Source organism: Clostridium sp. AF34-10BH (assembly GCF_003478095.1).
Taxonomy (GTDB): Bacteria; Bacillota; Clostridia; order Lachnospirales; family Lachnospiraceae; genus Acetatifactor; species Acetatifactor acetigignens.
In genome coordinates this window covers 29,900-44,372 of sequence record NZ_QUEC01000015.1, presented here as the reverse complement: position 1 = coordinate 44,372, position 14,473 = coordinate 29,900, and the positions used below count along the sequence as shown (strand labels likewise).

The window sequence follows — 14,473 nt, the reverse complement described above, 5'->3', positions numbered from 1 at the left end:
GCGTATGTAGGGATTATTTAGAAAATTGAGGGAAATTATGTTAGCAAAATTTAAGAAAAAATATATTGGAGACTGGGATTTTTACCAGAAGTATCTTTTACTGGCTATTCCCATGATCCTGCAGAATGCCATTACCAATCTGGTAAGCTTTCTGGATAACATCATGGTGGGACAGCTGGGAACGGAGCAGATGTCCGGCGTTGCCATTGTGAATCAGCTGATCTTTGTATACAATCTGGCAATCTTCGGAGCTGTGTCAGCTGCCAGCATCTTCGGTGCCCAGTATTTCGGAAAGGGCAATCATAAGGGACATATGTATTCCTTTCGGTTTAAGCTGTATGCCACGCTGTTGGTGACAGGCGGAGCGATCCTTCTGTTCCTGACGAAAGGTTCCGCACTGATCTCCCTGTATCTGACGGATACGGTGGGGAACGGGGCCACGGACCTGGCACTGCAGTACGGACTGGAATATCTGGCCATCATGATGGTGGGACTGATCCCTTTTGCGGTGAACCAGTCCTACGCGACAAATATAAAAGAGACCGGGCAGACCTTTATCCCGATGCTGGCCAGCTTTGTGGCGGTGGGTACTAATGCGATTCTGGACTATCTGATGATCTTCGGCATTGGTCCTTTCCCGGAGCTGGGAGTGCAGGGGGCGGCGCTGGCTACCGTTATTGCCCGTTACATTGAGGCACTGATCGTGGTGATCTGGGCACACATCCATCGGGGAAAAAACCGCTATCTGGAGGGAGCTTACACCGGCTTTGGTATTCCGCTTGCGGAATTGAAGGCGATCCTGATCAAGGGATTTCCGCTGATGATGAACGAGGTGCTGTGGGCAGCGGGCATGACAACGGTGACCCAGTGCTATTCTGTCAGAGGTCTGGACGTGGTGGCGGGACTGAACATTGCCTCCACCATCACGAATCTGTTCAATATTGTCTATCTTCAGCTGGGTTCCTGTATCAGTATTGTGGTGGGACAGTATCTGGGTGCAGGTAAATTGGAGGATGCCAAGGATGCAGACAACAAGATGATCGTATTCAGCGTCTTCTGCTGTGTGATCATGGCGGCATTGATGTTCGTGGTAGGAGGATTTTTCCCGGGTATTTACAATACCACGGAGGAGATCAGGGAACTGGCTACCAGTTTTATTGCGGTATCGGCCATCATCATGCCCTTCTGTGCCTTCAGCCATGCGTCGTATTTTACCCTGCGTTCCGGTGGTAAGACGGTGGTGACTTTCCTGTTTGATTCCGTATTTACCTGGGTGATCGTGGTGCCGGCGGCATATCTGCTGGCGCATTTCACCGGCCTGGGGATCGTGAGCATCTATTTTCTGGTGCAGGGTACGGAACTGATCAAGGTGATCATTGGTTACCTCATGGTGAAGAGTAATGTCTGGGTGGTCCAGATGGTATAAATTACTATTTGTGCCGCCAGCCGAAGGCTGCTGGATGGAGATTGGCATGAAAAATAGGAGAAGGGCGGGAAACTGACATGAAAATGAACATGGCTCAGAAAGTTTTACTGATCATAGGAGGCGCATTTGCGGGGATCGGCGCAGTGCTGACAATGATATTCGGAAGCATCGGCATGGTGTTCCGGCCCATGAGGGCATTTCTGGCATTGCCGCTGTTTTTCCTGATACTGGGCATTTGTTTTATCGCAGCAGTATTATTCGGGCAGCATAAAAAGTCACTCATCGTAAAAAACGGAATCAGATATGCCGCCAAGATCTACGGTTACGTGGAGAATACGGCGTATATGGTAAACGGCAGATTCCCGGTGAATGTGATCGTGCATTATTTTGACAAGAATCAGATCGAGCGGGAGGCAGTGATTCCCACTGCGTTTGAAAAGGGCGCTTCGACCTATCCCATCGGTATGACCATGGATATCTACGAATATCAGGGAAAATACGGTTGGGATCCGGATTCCGTCCGGGATGAGATTCTGCCGGGAGAGCAGGAACTGATGGACGATAAGCCCGTGGATCCTTCCAAGCTTCGCATGACCGCCGTGCAGTGTCCGAACTGCGGTGCTTCCTATCAGGCGGCAGCAGGATATACCGGACGCTGCCCGTATTGCGGAAGCTATCATAATGTAGAATAGCAGAATAGTTGAGCTGGGGTGGATCAGTGGATCGTTTCCTGCAAATACCGCAGCATCGTCTGTGACACCACGGAGTTGGCGGTCTTGGAGAAAGCCAGTCCCAGCGTACGGTGACAACTGGGAGATAGGGGTCTGGAGACCACACCCCGTGCGAAAGCTTTTAATACCAGTTCCTGAGAGATGGTGACACCGAGACCGTTCCGGACGAAGGACATGATCAGGGTATCGTCCCGGAAGCTGTAAGAGATCTTTGGGCGGACAGGGCATTTAGTCAGCAGATGCTGGATGTCGTTGTCACAGCCGGGGGTCTCGATGATCAGAGGATATTCGAACAGTTCCGGCAGGGTGACGCTGTTTTTGGCAGCCAGCGGATGTCCCTCGGGGAAAACAGCGCACAGCGGATCATTCAACAGTGGATAAAAGGTCAGATCATCCGCCACGATGGAGGATAAAAATCCACAATCCACCTGCCCGTGAATGATCCAGTCCCGGATCTCATCATAATTGCCGTCAAAAATTTCTACATCCACTTTCGGATAATTTTCCCGGAAAAAATGAACCACATCCGGCATCCACAGAGCGGTGATGCTGGAAAAACTACCGACCCGCAGTTTCCCCTCAATCTTATTGTTGATATTGAAGGCGGCCTGGCGCAGCTTGTCTTTCTGGTTGACCATTTCCTGAATGTAAGGGATCAGGCGGGCACCGTTGTCGGTGAGGCTGACACCCCGTTTAACCCGGGCAAAAAGCTGCACACCCAGTTCTTCCTCCAGTCCCGCCATCATCTGGCTGATGCCGGACTGGGTATAATTCAGTGCTTCCGCCGCCTTGGAGAAGCTTCCCGTTTCACATACTTTTAAAAATATCTCGTAACGGTCTTTTTGTTCTTTCATGATCTTCACCCTGTAAATTTATGAATTTCAAATTCATCGTTCACCAATTATGCGAGCAGATTGGCTTTCTTGTACTCATTATAGTATAAGCTCACGAATTTTTACATCCTGCTTCGCAGGATATTCGTGAGCTGATGAGTCCAAAAAACAAATGTCTGCTTTGCAGCCACTTATTTTCTCTTGAGACTTATCACATTACAAAAACTTATGTATACCAATAAAAACATTCGTTTTACTGATAGTATAGCATATGCTATCCTCATGTCACAAGTGTTTTAAGGAGCGTGAATCATATGGAAAAGAAAACAAGTAATTTCTCCGGGCAGATCGGTTTCGTGCTGGCGGCGGCCGGAAGAGCGGTGGGTGTGGGCAATCTGTGGAGATTCCCTTATCTGGCGGCCAAGGATGGCGGCTGTCGTGAGACAAGGATGTGATTCTTTCGGTAAGATTAGAGTATCCTACGATGCGGGGGCTCTGAAATCTGCATCCAGCTCAATACAGTTGGACTGCCTTTGTTCCAACAGGGGCAGTTTCTCCTGAGTTGCAGGTTGAGTTTGTTCTGGCAGGATCAGAATATCCTGAGTCACAGGTGCACCGAAATCCGTATCCAGCTCGATACAGTTGGACTGTCTTTCTTCTAACAAGGGTAACTTGTCTTGGGGAGCGAACTGCGTTTCTTCTGGCAAGGGCAGAATGTCTGGAGTCGTTGACTGCGTTTCTTCCGGTAAGATCAGAATATCCTGCGTCACAGGAGCTTCGAAACTTGTATATTGAAGCTGGATGGTTTCGAGGATGCGGTTGAAATCTGTTTCCAGAGTGTACCAGTCTGTTAACGGAATAGTGGCTTCCAGCTGTAGGGTATTTCCCTGTAAAGGGACATCGGGATTGGATAATGTAATGTAAATCCAGTATTTTTGTTCTGTCTGGTAGATCTCGGTATTTTTCCAGCCGTTTAAGTTGCTGTCGGGCAGAGTGATCTCCTCGCTGGTGACGCCGGTGCCGCAGATTCCCGGGACGGGAGCATAGATAAGCGTAAAGGTATCCTCCGGGTATGCGATGTTCCAGAAGATGATAGCATCGGTCGTGGTGGTACCTGCGAAAGTTAAATTGCGGATCTCATAGTCCCAGGTCTCCGGAAGGGACAGGGAGAACTGAACCGGTCCCAGATCACAGATAGCTTCATTCCCCATGGATATCGCCAGATCGTCGGCAGGCCCGTTTTCCGGGCATTCTGTAGGAACGAGGCTTTCCGCGATGACCGGGGCGATTGGCCCGGTGGGGGCCGTGGAATTTTGCACCCCTACAGAATCCTCCAGACCCCCGGTAGAACCACATCCCGCCAAGGAAAGCGTAAGAATCGTTGTCAGTGTTGATAGTAAAATAGCCTTCTTCATAAAGATACCCTCCCAAAATCGTGAAGTGTTATGGTGATCACATTATAATAAGACGAATATTGGGCGGGGAAGTTTCGGTAAATAGAAAGTTTGGTGTAAAAAGCCCCAAAACAACGAATTCCGTACAAAAAAGTTCCGAAATCAGGATTTTTTGTACGGAATTTCTTTATTTTGCTTGTGTAGCGAAAATAGAGACTTTTTACATAGCAAAATCTTATGTTTTTGTATTTTTTTCTTAGAAATTGGCGTTTTGAATACAAACAGAACGCCCTCAGGCAGATGTCTGTCGGAGAGTGTTGATATTTTCTTAACCTGTGGTAAAAAGTCAGGGTGGAACAAACACGATGTTTGCGACAGGCGGTCGGCGACATGGATGTCGCCTGGAGCCGTGCCCGTTTGGATGAGAAATACTTGATCCACGGGTTTAGAAAATTCACACTCGGAGACCGATATCTGCCTGAGGGCCTTCTGCCGCTCTGGGAGTGCGTCCGATAAGGCGGGACGCACGGTATAAAAATAGAGTGAACCAGCCTCGCTTGTGCGCAAGCGCCCATCGAGGTGTTCCACTCTATTTTTGCATGGCTCGTAGCTATGCTACATATAAATACATAAAAATGAAATGACATACGCTTCCGCCCATGACGAAGAGGTGGAACACTTCGTGGGAGCCGAAGAACTTATGTTTCGCATTGAAGATCGGCAGCTTCAGGGCATAGATGACACCGCCCACGGTGTAGATGATGCCGCCGGCCAACAGCCAGAGAAAAGCGGGCGTGGACAGAGTTTTCAGCAGAGGCCCGAATACCAGGACACATACCCAGCCCATGGCAATGTAGATCACAGAGGAAAACCACTTGGGACAGGTGATCCAGCAGGCTTTTACGATCATGCCGACAGCGGCAATACCCCAGACAAGAGCCAGCAGCGTATATCCCAGCTTACCGCCCAACACAATGAGACACACCGGTGTGTAAGAACCGGCGATCAATACAAAGATCATCATATGATCCAGCTTCCGGAAGACCCGGAGACTTTTACCGGTGAGGTCCACGGAATGATAAGTGGCGCTGGCACCGTATAACAGGATCATGCTGCCCATGAAAATGGCCATGGCCAGGAAATTTTCCTGCCCGGACTGTACACCGGCTTTCACTAACAGTGGCACAGCTGCGAACATTGCCATCATCATGGCAATGAAATGGGTAATGGCACTTCCCGGCTCTCTTATGGTAATCTGCATAATAACTCCTCCTTTTCCCGACAGCAGCTGCCGTCTGCAAATCGAATCTATTTAAGATCATTTTATCCGACAATAGTATTTACTATTCAAAATAACAACACGTATTCTGAAATACTTTTATATATAGTTTTCAAAACTACATCTGACAATGCAAATACTACCGCACAAAAAAGGAAAAGTCAATAGTCATTCAGATATTTGGGAGAAAAGTATCAATAAGGATTGGCAGGAAGTCTGTAGATCAACAGCCCTTCATCATCAACCAGTAACTCCGCATTCTCTACCAGACGGGCATTTACTTCCGGATTTGTTGCAATGTAGCCTTCAGAACCTTTATCCCATACAATATATTCAGGCACTTTGTCCGGATAGAGCGTCCAGTATTGGAATAAGCGCTCATCGATGGTCGGAGTGCTGATGGTGGAATAGTTGCAGATCACGTAATCCTCCTGAAGATACATAATGCTCTTATGGCTGGCAATCAGTACTTTGCTGCCCCGGGGAATGAATTCGTCTAACAGACGTCCTCGGATATTATACTCGTAGCCATCGGAATACCGGCCGTAGATTTCTGCCATGGGGCCCTCTTCCGCTTTCTGCCGTGTGACGAAAATGGTGTCGTGACCGTAAATATTATACAACAGAAATCCTTTGTGAATGACGGCAAGTCCCACAAACAGCAGGACAAAAGATTTCCAGAAAACGGGAGATTCCGATATTTCCCGCTCTGCATAGCATAAAGAAACCAACATACCGATAGCCATATAATCGGCAGACTCGTAGAGCATTGTATTGCTGGCTGTAAAAGCGGCAAGGAGCAAAAACAGAGAAGTAATACTTCCAAACCAGAACAATGCCTTATAAACAGGGGCCAATTTGCCAGAAGACTTTTTACGGCGGAAATAACAATAAATGCCCCACAGCGGGAACAGAAGATAGACGAACCCGGGATACTCGATATGCTTTTGCAACCGATACCATACAAAAAGCTGTTCCAGAATCAGGAAAATAATCAACAACAGGAAGAAACGGTAGTTTTTCCGGCATATGAATCGGAAAAAACACCAGAATACCAAAGCAATCACCAGAGCGACCAGCAGATAAGGAAAGGTTTCGCCGAGGCAGGAAAGGTTATCTTTTAATTTCCCAAGCAGTCCGACATCGTGGGAGCCGTCGGTCAGCATTTCTGACAAGCCATCCAGAAACTGCCGGAAAGACATATGAAACAAAAAGTAGGCCAACCAACCCAGACCGCAGACACCACAGGTCCCGAGATAAATCAGAAGATTTTTCAGACGGTTTCCGGCAGCAGATAACAGCCAGATACCGATACATCCGGGAAGTACCACGAAAATACAGGTGGGATAAGAAAGCACAAGAAGGGAAGTGCTTACTCCGGCGGCAATCAGGAAAAAGGCAGGACGGCGTGCAGAGGTACCGCGATTCAGACTAAATTCCAGAAAGCTTAAGAAGACCAGAGTACTGAACCACAGAAGCATATTGGAAAAATCGGGAACGGTACTGTTCTTGGAAATGATATTGTAGTAAAAAACAGCAATGACAAAAGCAGTATTCTCAGTTACAAACTTACGGAAAGTCCGGTAGGTCAGAATACTGATGAGCAACTGTGTAACGACACCTACGATTCGCAGAAAGAGACGGAGTATTTTAAGGTGTGAAACAACTGCATATACAGCCATAAAAAGGCAGCAGAAAAGAACGCGGAAGTCTGATGAGGCTCCCACATTTCCAGAAACATTCTGTCTCCCTGTACCAGACGGTAAGCCATAGATACGGCATACTGCTCGTCAATGTCGAATCCGAAGAAAATAATCTTGACGGTAGCAACTATAGATGCGGCAAGCAACAGATATTTCCACAGATTATGCAGCAATGCGGTTGCAAAATTTTTCTCTTGTGCGGAATAATTGCTGTTCATCTTAATCCTCCTCAATGATCTGGATCTCCAGATAGTCAAAATCGATGGACTCTACAAAACTGTCCTGGGTAAAACGGGTCTTGTTGTGACGTTTAAAGTCTGCAATATTCATATCCAGCCAGATGGGCGTACCGAGATCAAACTGATGGCAGACTTCGTCCAGAGAGTGAAAAACTTTATGGGTACGGGTATCGTCACTGCCGTCCTCGATGCAGGTGTCTTTCAGCATATGATTATTTTTAAAAATTTTGGCCCACATACGGAACATAGAAAATCTCCTTACGCAAAAAATCAGACATATTGGTCGTTAATAATAAATTATAATAGGAAGAGGTTTCCCCTGCAAGCAAAAAAGTCACACAACCATCAGATCCATCTTACATTGTATATGGGATAGCTTTCGTCCGCCGAATCGGCACGTTTGCGAAAGCGTACTATAAAACTGCCCAATCAATCTTAAAAAATAATAAAGGTTTTGTTAAAATTATACATTTTTAAAAGGAGGTATGCTATAATTATCATAAATATCAACGTACGAATGCAGAATTTCCGTAACGAAAAAGCGTCTACGGAAGTAACAAATATGAAAAATGGTCGCAGAGCCTTCTGTGACAGAAGAGATTGAGAGGTAATATGGAGTTTAAGGTAGAAAACGGGGATGGAATCGACAGCTGGAAGGAGGTCACGCTGGTATACAGCGCCGCACTGCGTCAGATGGAGACAAAGATGCAGATTCTGAACGACGAGTTTCAGCATGTACACCAGTACAATCCCATCGAACACATCAAGGCACGGATCAAGACCCCGGAAAGCATTGTGAAAAAGCTCAAACGCTACGGGCAGGAATCCACCATAGATAACATGGTAAAATACATAAACGATATTGCTGGCATCCGCATCATCTGTTCCTTTACATCGGACATTTACCGCATTGCGGATATGATCCGGGATCAGAAGGATATTCAGGTGATCGCGGTGAAGGATTACATTACATATCCCAAAGCCAGTGGCTATAAAAGCTATCATATGATCGTCAGTATTCCGGTCTATCTGTCGGACCGCACGGTGGATACGAAGGTGGAGATACAGATCCGGACGGTTGCCATGGACTTCTGGGCCAGCCTGGAGCATAAGATCCATTACAAATTCGAGGGCGATGCTCCGGAGAGCATTAAAAATGAACTGGTGGAGTGTGCGAGAATGGTGTCTGATCTGGATGCGAGGATGCTGTCTCTGAACGAAGAGATACTAGCCATCAGCCAAAAGAGAGAAGAGGAAAAACAATTAAATAGCGTAACATCCAAATAATCCAAAAGCTTCTGCCGGTGTAATACAAACGACAGAAGCATTTTTAATTCATAGGAAATTTCTTCCTATGAATTAAAAATGCTCCGCAGGGATCGCACTGCGGCGGTTATGAAATATGTCGCAAAAGCGACCCGCCGCAGGCGGAGAATCTCGCAAGCGAGATTCTTTTTTATGGTCAAAACAGTAATGGGATGACAGGAAAATCCCCGTAAAATGAGGAGTGCCCAGACACCTTTCGGCGCCTGGGCTATTATGAAAAAATTTATCTTATATGCTTTGTTATCCGGAAGTCTTATCTCTTCCTTGACTGTATTTAAAGTATACCAACCAATTATGAACAAATTATGAACATGATGTGAAAACTTGGTGAATTTTACGAAAAAGTACAGAAACCAAAAAAGAAACTGTACAAATTGCATAAAAACGCGCAAACCATGAAAACACAGTATTCATGGGGTTTTGGTTGTAACCGGGGAATAAACATGGTAAAATAGGGACAGTTGAAAAGGGAAACTGTTCACATGAGGGACGAAATATGTTTGGAGGAAGATGGATGGATACTTTTATGGATAAACTTGCACAAAAGCTGAATGCCCAGGAAATGATCAAGGCGAATTCCGCGGCTGATGCCGAAGAGATGGATCAGCTGAAAAGCCAGCTGCGGGAATACGACGAGTGCCTGGCACAGATGCAGCAGGTCAATAAGGAACTGAAAGCGATCAATCAGGAGATGGAGAAGCTGATGTCCGAGACCATTGCTCCGGAAGTGACGAAGCTTTCCGAGGAAGGCGTGGCTGCCCTGCAGAAGCTGCAGCAGGAGAACACAGAGAAACTGGAAGCTCTGGGACAGCAGTATACTGCCAAACTGGAAGAACTGCAGCAGAGTACCGAGGTGTTGGACGAGCTTCAGAAGCATGTGGATGAGAAACTGAGCACTACGGAAGAGAATGTACATAAGGAATGCGTAAAGGTATACCGTAATGTACAGGCGGTTGTGGTAGAAGAGAACGAGAAGCAGACCGAAGCCATCGCAGCAAAAGTAAAGGAAAACCTTGGCGGTAAATTGAACGGTGTGCTGGGAGTATCCATTGCAGCAGTAGTTCTGACGGTTGCGGATATTGTTCTTCATGTATTGAGCATTTTGCACATTTTCTGAAAAGGCAGATAAAGTATTCATTTAAGAATGCTGAAATTGATAAGAAAGTAACGGAAATGAGGTTTTACGGAAATGGGAAAACAACTTTGGAAGCCGGGAAATATGCTGTATCCCCTGCCGGTTGTCATGGTGAGCCTGGCTGACCGGGACGGCCGCCCCAATATTATCACGCTGGCCTGGGTAGGAACCGTATGTACCAATCCGCCCATGGTGTCGATCTCCGTACGCCCCGAGAGATATTCCTATCCGATCCTGAAGGAGACCGGAGAATTCGTGATCAATCTGACCACGAAGGAGCTGGCATTTGCCACAGATTACTGTGGCGTGAAAAGTGGACGGGACGTGGATAAATTCAAAGAAATGGGACTGACTCCCATTCCGGCATCTGAGGTGAAAGCACCGATGATAAAAGAGAGTCCGGTGAACATTGAATGTAAGGTGCGACAGATCCTGCCGCTGGGATCCCATGATATGTTCCTGGCGGATGTGGTGGCAGTACATGCCGATGAAAAATATATGGATGAGAAGCACAAATTCCACCTGGAGCAGGCGGAACCCATCATCTATTCCCACGGTTCCTATTTCGGCTGTGGCGAATTGCTGGGAACCTTCGGATATAGTGTAAAGAAGCGATGAGTAACACAGGTAAAAAATTACTTGACGTTTGCCCTCCGTTTCGGTATCATAAGTCATAAATAAGAACATGGTAAATTTTACTACGAAGAAGTAGCATCAGACGGGAGTCTGATGCTTTTTTTTATGCGGTGGCGGGAAAATATCTGCCGGGTACCGCAATCATGGGAAAGTCCGGGTGAAGCATATGACACAGATCGATAAAAACATAGCATTCAATCTGAAAAGAATCCGCAAATCCAAAAATATGAGTCTGGATATGCTGGCGGAGCGTACCGGTGTCAGCAAAAGCATGCTGGGACAGATCGAGAGAGGAGAATCCAATCCCACGGTGTCCACTATCGGGAAGATCGTGGAGGGATTGAAGGTACCTTTTGAACAGTTGATTTATAATAGGAAAGAAATCATGGTGGTGCCGTCTCCGGAAGAGGCTCCGGTATGCAAGGCAAAGGAAGGGGAATACCGGATCTATGTGATGCTGCCCTACGATGCCGGAAGAAATTTCGAGATATATCAGGGCGAGCTGACCAGAAATGCCCGGATGGAAAGCGAATCCCACGGGGAGCAGACCTGGGAATACCTGACGGTGGTATCCGGGGAGGTCGAACTGATTCTGGAAGATTCCAGTTTTCTGGTGAAGACAGGTGGTTCTCTCTATTTTGCCTGTGACAGGAAACATGTCTATCACAATGTGGGTGAGACCAAGGCGGTACTCAACATGATCATTACCACGCAGCGTTAGAGAAAACGCCCCCGCTTGATGGCATCCTTGCCATATTTTGCCCGGATATTATCCAGTGCGGCATCCAGCTTCTGCTGTTTCTCGGAACGGGGAGCCGGAAAATCAAACAGGCTGAGCTGAACCGGTTCGTCTTCCGGCACCAGCTTGGAAGTGCGGATCCCCAGAAGCCGTATGGGAGTGGAATCCCATAATTCGTCGAATAATGCACAGGCATCTTCGTACAGGAGATTCACGGAAGCCGTGGGAATGTCTATCGGCATTTGGTGAGAAACGTTCCGGAAATCACTGTACCGGATCTCCGTGCAGATCTGTCCTGCCAACTGGTGGGAGGCCCGTAGACGCCTGCCCACGGATTCACACAGAGACAGCAATACTTTACAGGCTTCCTCTTTGGTGGTGGCATCGCTGCTTAAAGTGGTGGAGTTGCCGATCCCTTTTGCCTTGGAAGGAGCCAGGACTACTGTGGAATCGTCGATGCCGTTGGCATACTGCCACAGACAACGACCGTGACTTTTTAAATGTGCTTCCAGGATCGCAGGATCCGTCTTTGCCAGATCCCCGATCGTGAGAATACCTAATTTGTGGAGAGTCTCCGCACTGGAATGTCCGCAGGTGAACAGGGCGGAAACAGGCAGCGGCCACATTTTCTGCGCTATTTCCCGCTGATACAAGGTGTGAGTCTTATCCGGTTTCTCAAAATCAGAGGCCATCTTGGCCAGAACCTTTCGATCCGAAATTCCCACATTTACCGTAAATTTAAATTTTTCAAAAACAGAGTGACGAATGAAAGCAGCGGCTTCCTCGGGAGAGACGTAGTTCGCCGCAATGGGCGTATAGTCCATATAACATTCATCGATGCTGACCTGTTCGATGTCGGGGCAGATACCCGCCAGATGTTCCATAAGCATCTGGCTTTTCAGACGGTACATATTATGATCCGGAGAAGCCATGACCAGATGCGGATATTTGCGCAGGGCATTAACCACCGGTTCACCGGTAGTGATGCCGAAAGCCTTGGCGGGAATGGATTTGGCCAGAACCACACCGTGTCTGGTGGAGGTGTCACCGCCTACGATGGAAGGGATCGTGCGCAGATCCACAGGATCCCCCTGTTCCAGACGGGCCAGCGCCGTCCAGCTTAAAAAAGCGGAATTGACATCAATATGAAAAATGACCGGTTCCCTCATGGCGTCTCCTTTCCGGATCAGACCGTTTTATTTACCTCCAGTATAGCATAGATCGGTTCGGGAGAAAACAAAAAAATCGAACAGACATTCTTTCTTTACAAGGCATATAAATGCTGATAGAATCTATATGTTACAAAGTTATTACAGTAAGACAGGTATACAGAATGCCCGAAGGGGGCATACTGTTTTCAGATACGATAGATCGAGAAGGAATTCATGAAGAAACTGACATCTTACTCGAAAAGAGTAAAATATACATATGTGAAAACAACGCTGGCCACTCTTTTTGTGAGCCTCTTTTTCCTCAAAGGGTATGCAGCGTTTGAAAAGACCGGAGAGAATTACTTCCACGTGTTCCTGAACGGCAATGAGATCGGAACGGTGGGCGAAGCAGACAGAGCGGAGCAGCTTCTGCAGGAAGCCAGAAGGAATATCGCTTCCCAGAGTGATGATATGATCTTTGTGGACGCAGATTTAAAGCTGGTCGGTGAAGAAGTGCTGTGGGGAACACTGGACAATGAGGACAATCTGCTGGCAGCCATGGAACGGGAACTGGAGAGCAGTATTCGTGAGACTTCCCACAGATCCTATACAATGAAAGTAAATGAATATATGGTCAACCTGTCCAGCGTGGAGGATGTGGAGTCTCTGCTGCAGGCAGCAGTGGACAAATACGACAGTGAAGACAAATTCAGCGTGGAACTGACTCACGATGCACAGAAGGAATTCAATGTTCTTACCACCGAGGTAGTCAATAAACAGGAACTGACCGCTCAGGAAGAACAGAAGGAAGAATCCATCTATGCAGGCGGTGTACAGTCCGTACTGGATCAGGCGGGCTCCCAGGCAGACCAGCAGGGGGAAAAAGATTTCGAAGACTATGATCTTGGGCTGATGACCATGGACTTTGCGGAAAAGGTGGAAATCGTAGAGACCTATCTTCCGGAAAGCATGTTGACTCCGCTGGATCAGGCAATCGAGGATGTGATCAAGGATCAGGAGACCCCCGGAGAATATGAAGTAGTCAGCGGAGATACCCTGTCGGAGATTTCGATTAAAGTAAATATTCCGATGGATCAGATCATCGCCATGAACAGCGAGACACTGACCGATGAAAATTCTACGATCCGCGTAGGGGACAAGCTGATCATTACCGTGCCGCAGCCGGAGCTGTCCGTGGAGCGCATGGAGCAGAATTATTATGAAGAAATCTATGATGCAGATGTAATTTATGTGGACAACGATTCCTGGTATACGACCCAGACCAAGATTTTGCAGCAGCCCTCCGCCGGTTTCCGTCGGGTAGTGGCGGATGTATCTTATCTGAATGACAGAGAGGTCACCAGGGATATTCTGAAGGAAGAAGTGGTCATGGAGGCAGTTCCCAAGATTGTGGAACGAGGCACCAAGATTCCTCCGACCTATATCAAGCCTATTTCCGGTGGACGTCTGAGTTCCAATTTCGGACGCAGAAAGTCACCTACCAAGGGTGCCAGCAGCTACCATAAGGGTGTGGACTGGTCGGTTCCTACCGGAACTGCGGTATTTGCATCCTGCGGCGGTACAGTGGCCAGAGCCGGATGGGGAAGTGGATACGGTTATTGTGTCTATATCAACCATGAAGACGGCAGACAGACCCGATACGGACATCTGAGCAAGGTGCTCGTCAAGGTCGGCCAGACGGTAAAACAGGGAGAACGTATTGCACTGAGCGGTAATACCGGCGTAAGTACGGGACCTCATCTTCACTTTGAGATCCTCATTAATGGTAGCCAGGTGAACCCGTTGAAGTACCTGAATTAGGGCGTTGTATTTACAAATGTGCGAAAATGTGGTATAAGTGCATAAGAAGGTTTTTCTGAT

General features: G+C 47.4%; 14 protein-coding genes and 1 pseudogene. 8 read left to right on the top strand and 7 right to left on the bottom strand.

Annotated features, from left to right (window positions below; all coding sequences use genetic code 11):
• The first annotated feature begins 37 nt into the window (after nucleotides 1-37).
• The gene (locus DWZ61_RS11115) at nucleotides 38-1,426 is read left to right on the top strand and encodes an MATE family efflux transporter (protein ID WP_117466401.1); all 1,389 of its coding nucleotides are present in this window, start codon (nucleotides 38-40) and stop codon (nucleotides 1,424-1,426) included.
• A 77-nt stretch (nucleotides 1,427-1,503) separates the two neighbouring features.
• Entirely contained in the window at nucleotides 1,504-2,118 is a 615-nt protein-coding gene (locus DWZ61_RS11110) for a hypothetical protein (protein ID WP_022312187.1), read from the top strand.
• A 23-nt stretch (nucleotides 2,119-2,141) separates the two neighbouring features.
• On the opposite strand, the gene DWZ61_RS11105 is transcribed toward DWZ61_RS11110, so the two are convergent.
• Entirely contained in the window at nucleotides 2,142-3,011 is an 870-nt protein-coding gene (locus DWZ61_RS11105; RefSeq protein WP_117466400.1) for a LysR family transcriptional regulator, read from the bottom strand.
• Nucleotides 3,012-3,304: 293 nt separating this feature from the next.
• Between DWZ61_RS11105 and DWZ61_RS11100 the strand changes: the two are divergent.
• Nucleotides 3,305-3,421 (top strand): annotated as a pseudogene (locus tag DWZ61_RS11100) (Na+-dependent transporter of the SNF family protein); the annotation flags it as partial.
• A gap of 48 nt (nucleotides 3,422-3,469) precedes the next feature.
• Here the strand turns inward: DWZ61_RS11100 and DWZ61_RS11095 are convergent.
• From DWZ61_RS11095 to DWZ61_RS11070, 5 genes are all read right to left on the bottom strand, one after another.
• Nucleotides 3,470-4,405: a hypothetical protein gene (locus tag DWZ61_RS11095; protein ID WP_118538540.1), complete on the bottom strand. Its 936-nt coding sequence runs from the start codon at nucleotides 4,403-4,405 to the stop codon at nucleotides 3,470-3,472.
• A 589-nt stretch (nucleotides 4,406-4,994) separates the two neighbouring features.
• Nucleotides 4,995-5,645 carry a hemolysin III family protein gene (locus tag DWZ61_RS11085; RefSeq protein WP_182427054.1) on the bottom strand — a complete coding sequence of 217 codons (651 nt, stop codon included), beginning with the start codon at nucleotides 5,643-5,645 and terminating at the stop codon, nucleotides 4,995-4,997.
• Nucleotides 5,646-5,857: 212 nt separating this feature from the next.
• Nucleotides 5,858-7,270, bottom strand: coding sequence for a hypothetical protein (locus tag DWZ61_RS11080; protein ID WP_118538534.1), 1,413 nt, complete (start codon nucleotides 7,268-7,270; stop codon nucleotides 5,858-5,860).
• A gap of 14 nt (nucleotides 7,271-7,284) precedes the next feature.
• Nucleotides 7,285-7,584: a hypothetical protein gene (locus DWZ61_RS11075; RefSeq protein ID WP_117464726.1), complete on the bottom strand. Its 300-nt coding sequence runs from the start codon at nucleotides 7,582-7,584 to the stop codon at nucleotides 7,285-7,287.
• Between the two features lies 1 nt (nucleotide 7,585).
• A complete protein-coding gene (locus DWZ61_RS11070; RefSeq protein ID WP_022312526.1) occupies nucleotides 7,586-7,852 on the bottom strand; it encodes a hypothetical protein in 267 nt (88 codons plus the stop codon).
• Nucleotides 7,853-8,217: 365 nt separating this feature from the next.
• Here DWZ61_RS11070 and DWZ61_RS11065 point away from each other — a divergent pair, with 365 nt between their 5' ends.
• The 4 genes from DWZ61_RS11065 to DWZ61_RS11050 all read left to right on the top strand — a co-directional run bounded on the left by DWZ61_RS11065 (nucleotide 8,218) and on the right by DWZ61_RS11050 (nucleotide 11,423).
• Nucleotides 8,218-8,892 carry a GTP pyrophosphokinase family protein gene (locus tag DWZ61_RS11065; RefSeq protein ID WP_022312527.1) on the top strand — a complete coding sequence of 225 codons (675 nt, stop codon included), beginning with the start codon at nucleotides 8,218-8,220 and terminating at the stop codon, nucleotides 8,890-8,892.
• Between the two features lie 553 nt (nucleotides 8,893-9,445).
• Nucleotides 9,446-10,048, top strand: a complete 603-nt coding sequence (locus tag DWZ61_RS11060) for a hypothetical protein (protein WP_022312273.1) — start codon at nucleotides 9,446-9,448, stop codon at nucleotides 10,046-10,048.
• 72 nt (nucleotides 10,049-10,120) lie between these two features.
• A complete protein-coding gene (locus DWZ61_RS11055; protein WP_022312272.1) occupies nucleotides 10,121-10,684 on the top strand; it encodes a flavin reductase family protein in 564 nt (187 codons plus the stop codon).
• Between the two features lie 184 nt (nucleotides 10,685-10,868).
• Entirely contained in the window at nucleotides 10,869-11,423 is a 555-nt protein-coding gene (locus tag DWZ61_RS11050; protein ID WP_118538530.1) for an XRE family transcriptional regulator, read from the top strand.
• On the opposite strand, the gene DWZ61_RS11045 is transcribed toward DWZ61_RS11050, so the two are convergent.
• The gene (locus tag DWZ61_RS11045; protein WP_118538528.1) at nucleotides 11,420-12,610 is read right to left on the bottom strand and encodes a DNA polymerase IV; all 1,191 of its coding nucleotides are present in this window, start codon (nucleotides 12,608-12,610) and stop codon (nucleotides 11,420-11,422) included. The genes DWZ61_RS11050 and DWZ61_RS11045 overlap by 4 nt on opposite strands.
• A gap of 216 nt (nucleotides 12,611-12,826) precedes the next feature.
• Here DWZ61_RS11045 and DWZ61_RS11040 point away from each other — a divergent pair, with 216 nt between their 5' ends.
• Nucleotides 12,827-14,413, top strand: a complete 1,587-nt coding sequence (locus tag DWZ61_RS11040) for a M23 family metallopeptidase (RefSeq protein ID WP_117464723.1) — start codon at nucleotides 12,827-12,829, stop codon at nucleotides 14,411-14,413.
• The last annotated feature ends 60 nt before the right edge of the window (nucleotides 14,414-14,473 follow it).

What these genes read in the sequence shown, in the direction of transcription:
- DWZ61_RS11115 (WP_117466401.1), top strand. Translation starts at nt 38, where the DNA reads ATGTTAGCAAAATTTAAGAAAAAATATATTGGAGACTGGGATTTTTAC.
- DWZ61_RS11055 (WP_022312272.1), top strand. Translation starts at nt 10,121, where the DNA reads ATGGGAAAACAACTTTGGAAGCCGGGAAATATGCTGTATCCCCTGCCG.
- DWZ61_RS11110 (WP_022312187.1), top strand. Translation starts at nt 1,504, where the DNA reads ATGAAAATGAACATGGCTCAGAAAGTTTTACTGATCATAGGAGGCGCA.
- DWZ61_RS11045 (WP_118538528.1), bottom strand. Translation starts at nt 12,610, where the DNA reads ATGAGGGAACCGGTCATTTTTCATATTGATGTCAATTCCGCTTTTTTA.
- DWZ61_RS11095 (WP_118538540.1), bottom strand. Translation starts at nt 4,405, where the DNA reads ATGAAGAAGGCTATTTTACTATCAACACTGACAACGATTCTTACGCTT.
- DWZ61_RS11070 (WP_022312526.1), bottom strand. Translation starts at nt 7,852, where the DNA reads ATGTTCCGTATGTGGGCCAAAATTTTTAAAAATAATCATATGCTGAAA.
- DWZ61_RS11040 (WP_117464723.1), top strand. Translation starts at nt 12,827, where the DNA reads ATGAAGAAACTGACATCTTACTCGAAAAGAGTAAAATATACATATGTG.
- DWZ61_RS11075 (WP_117464726.1), bottom strand. Translation starts at nt 7,584, where the DNA reads ATGAACAGCAATTATTCCGCACAAGAGAAAAATTTTGCAACCGCATTG.
- DWZ61_RS11050 (WP_118538530.1), top strand. Translation starts at nt 10,869, where the DNA reads ATGACACAGATCGATAAAAACATAGCATTCAATCTGAAAAGAATCCGC.
- DWZ61_RS11085 (WP_182427054.1), bottom strand. Translation starts at nt 5,645, where the DNA reads ATGCAGATTACCATAAGAGAGCCGGGAAGTGCCATTACCCATTTCATT.
- DWZ61_RS11060 (WP_022312273.1), top strand. Translation starts at nt 9,446, where the DNA reads ATGGATACTTTTATGGATAAACTTGCACAAAAGCTGAATGCCCAGGAA.
- DWZ61_RS11105 (WP_117466400.1), bottom strand. Translation starts at nt 3,011, where the DNA reads ATGAAAGAACAAAAAGACCGTTACGAGATATTTTTAAAAGTATGTGAA.
- DWZ61_RS11065 (WP_022312527.1), top strand. Translation starts at nt 8,218, where the DNA reads ATGGAGTTTAAGGTAGAAAACGGGGATGGAATCGACAGCTGGAAGGAG.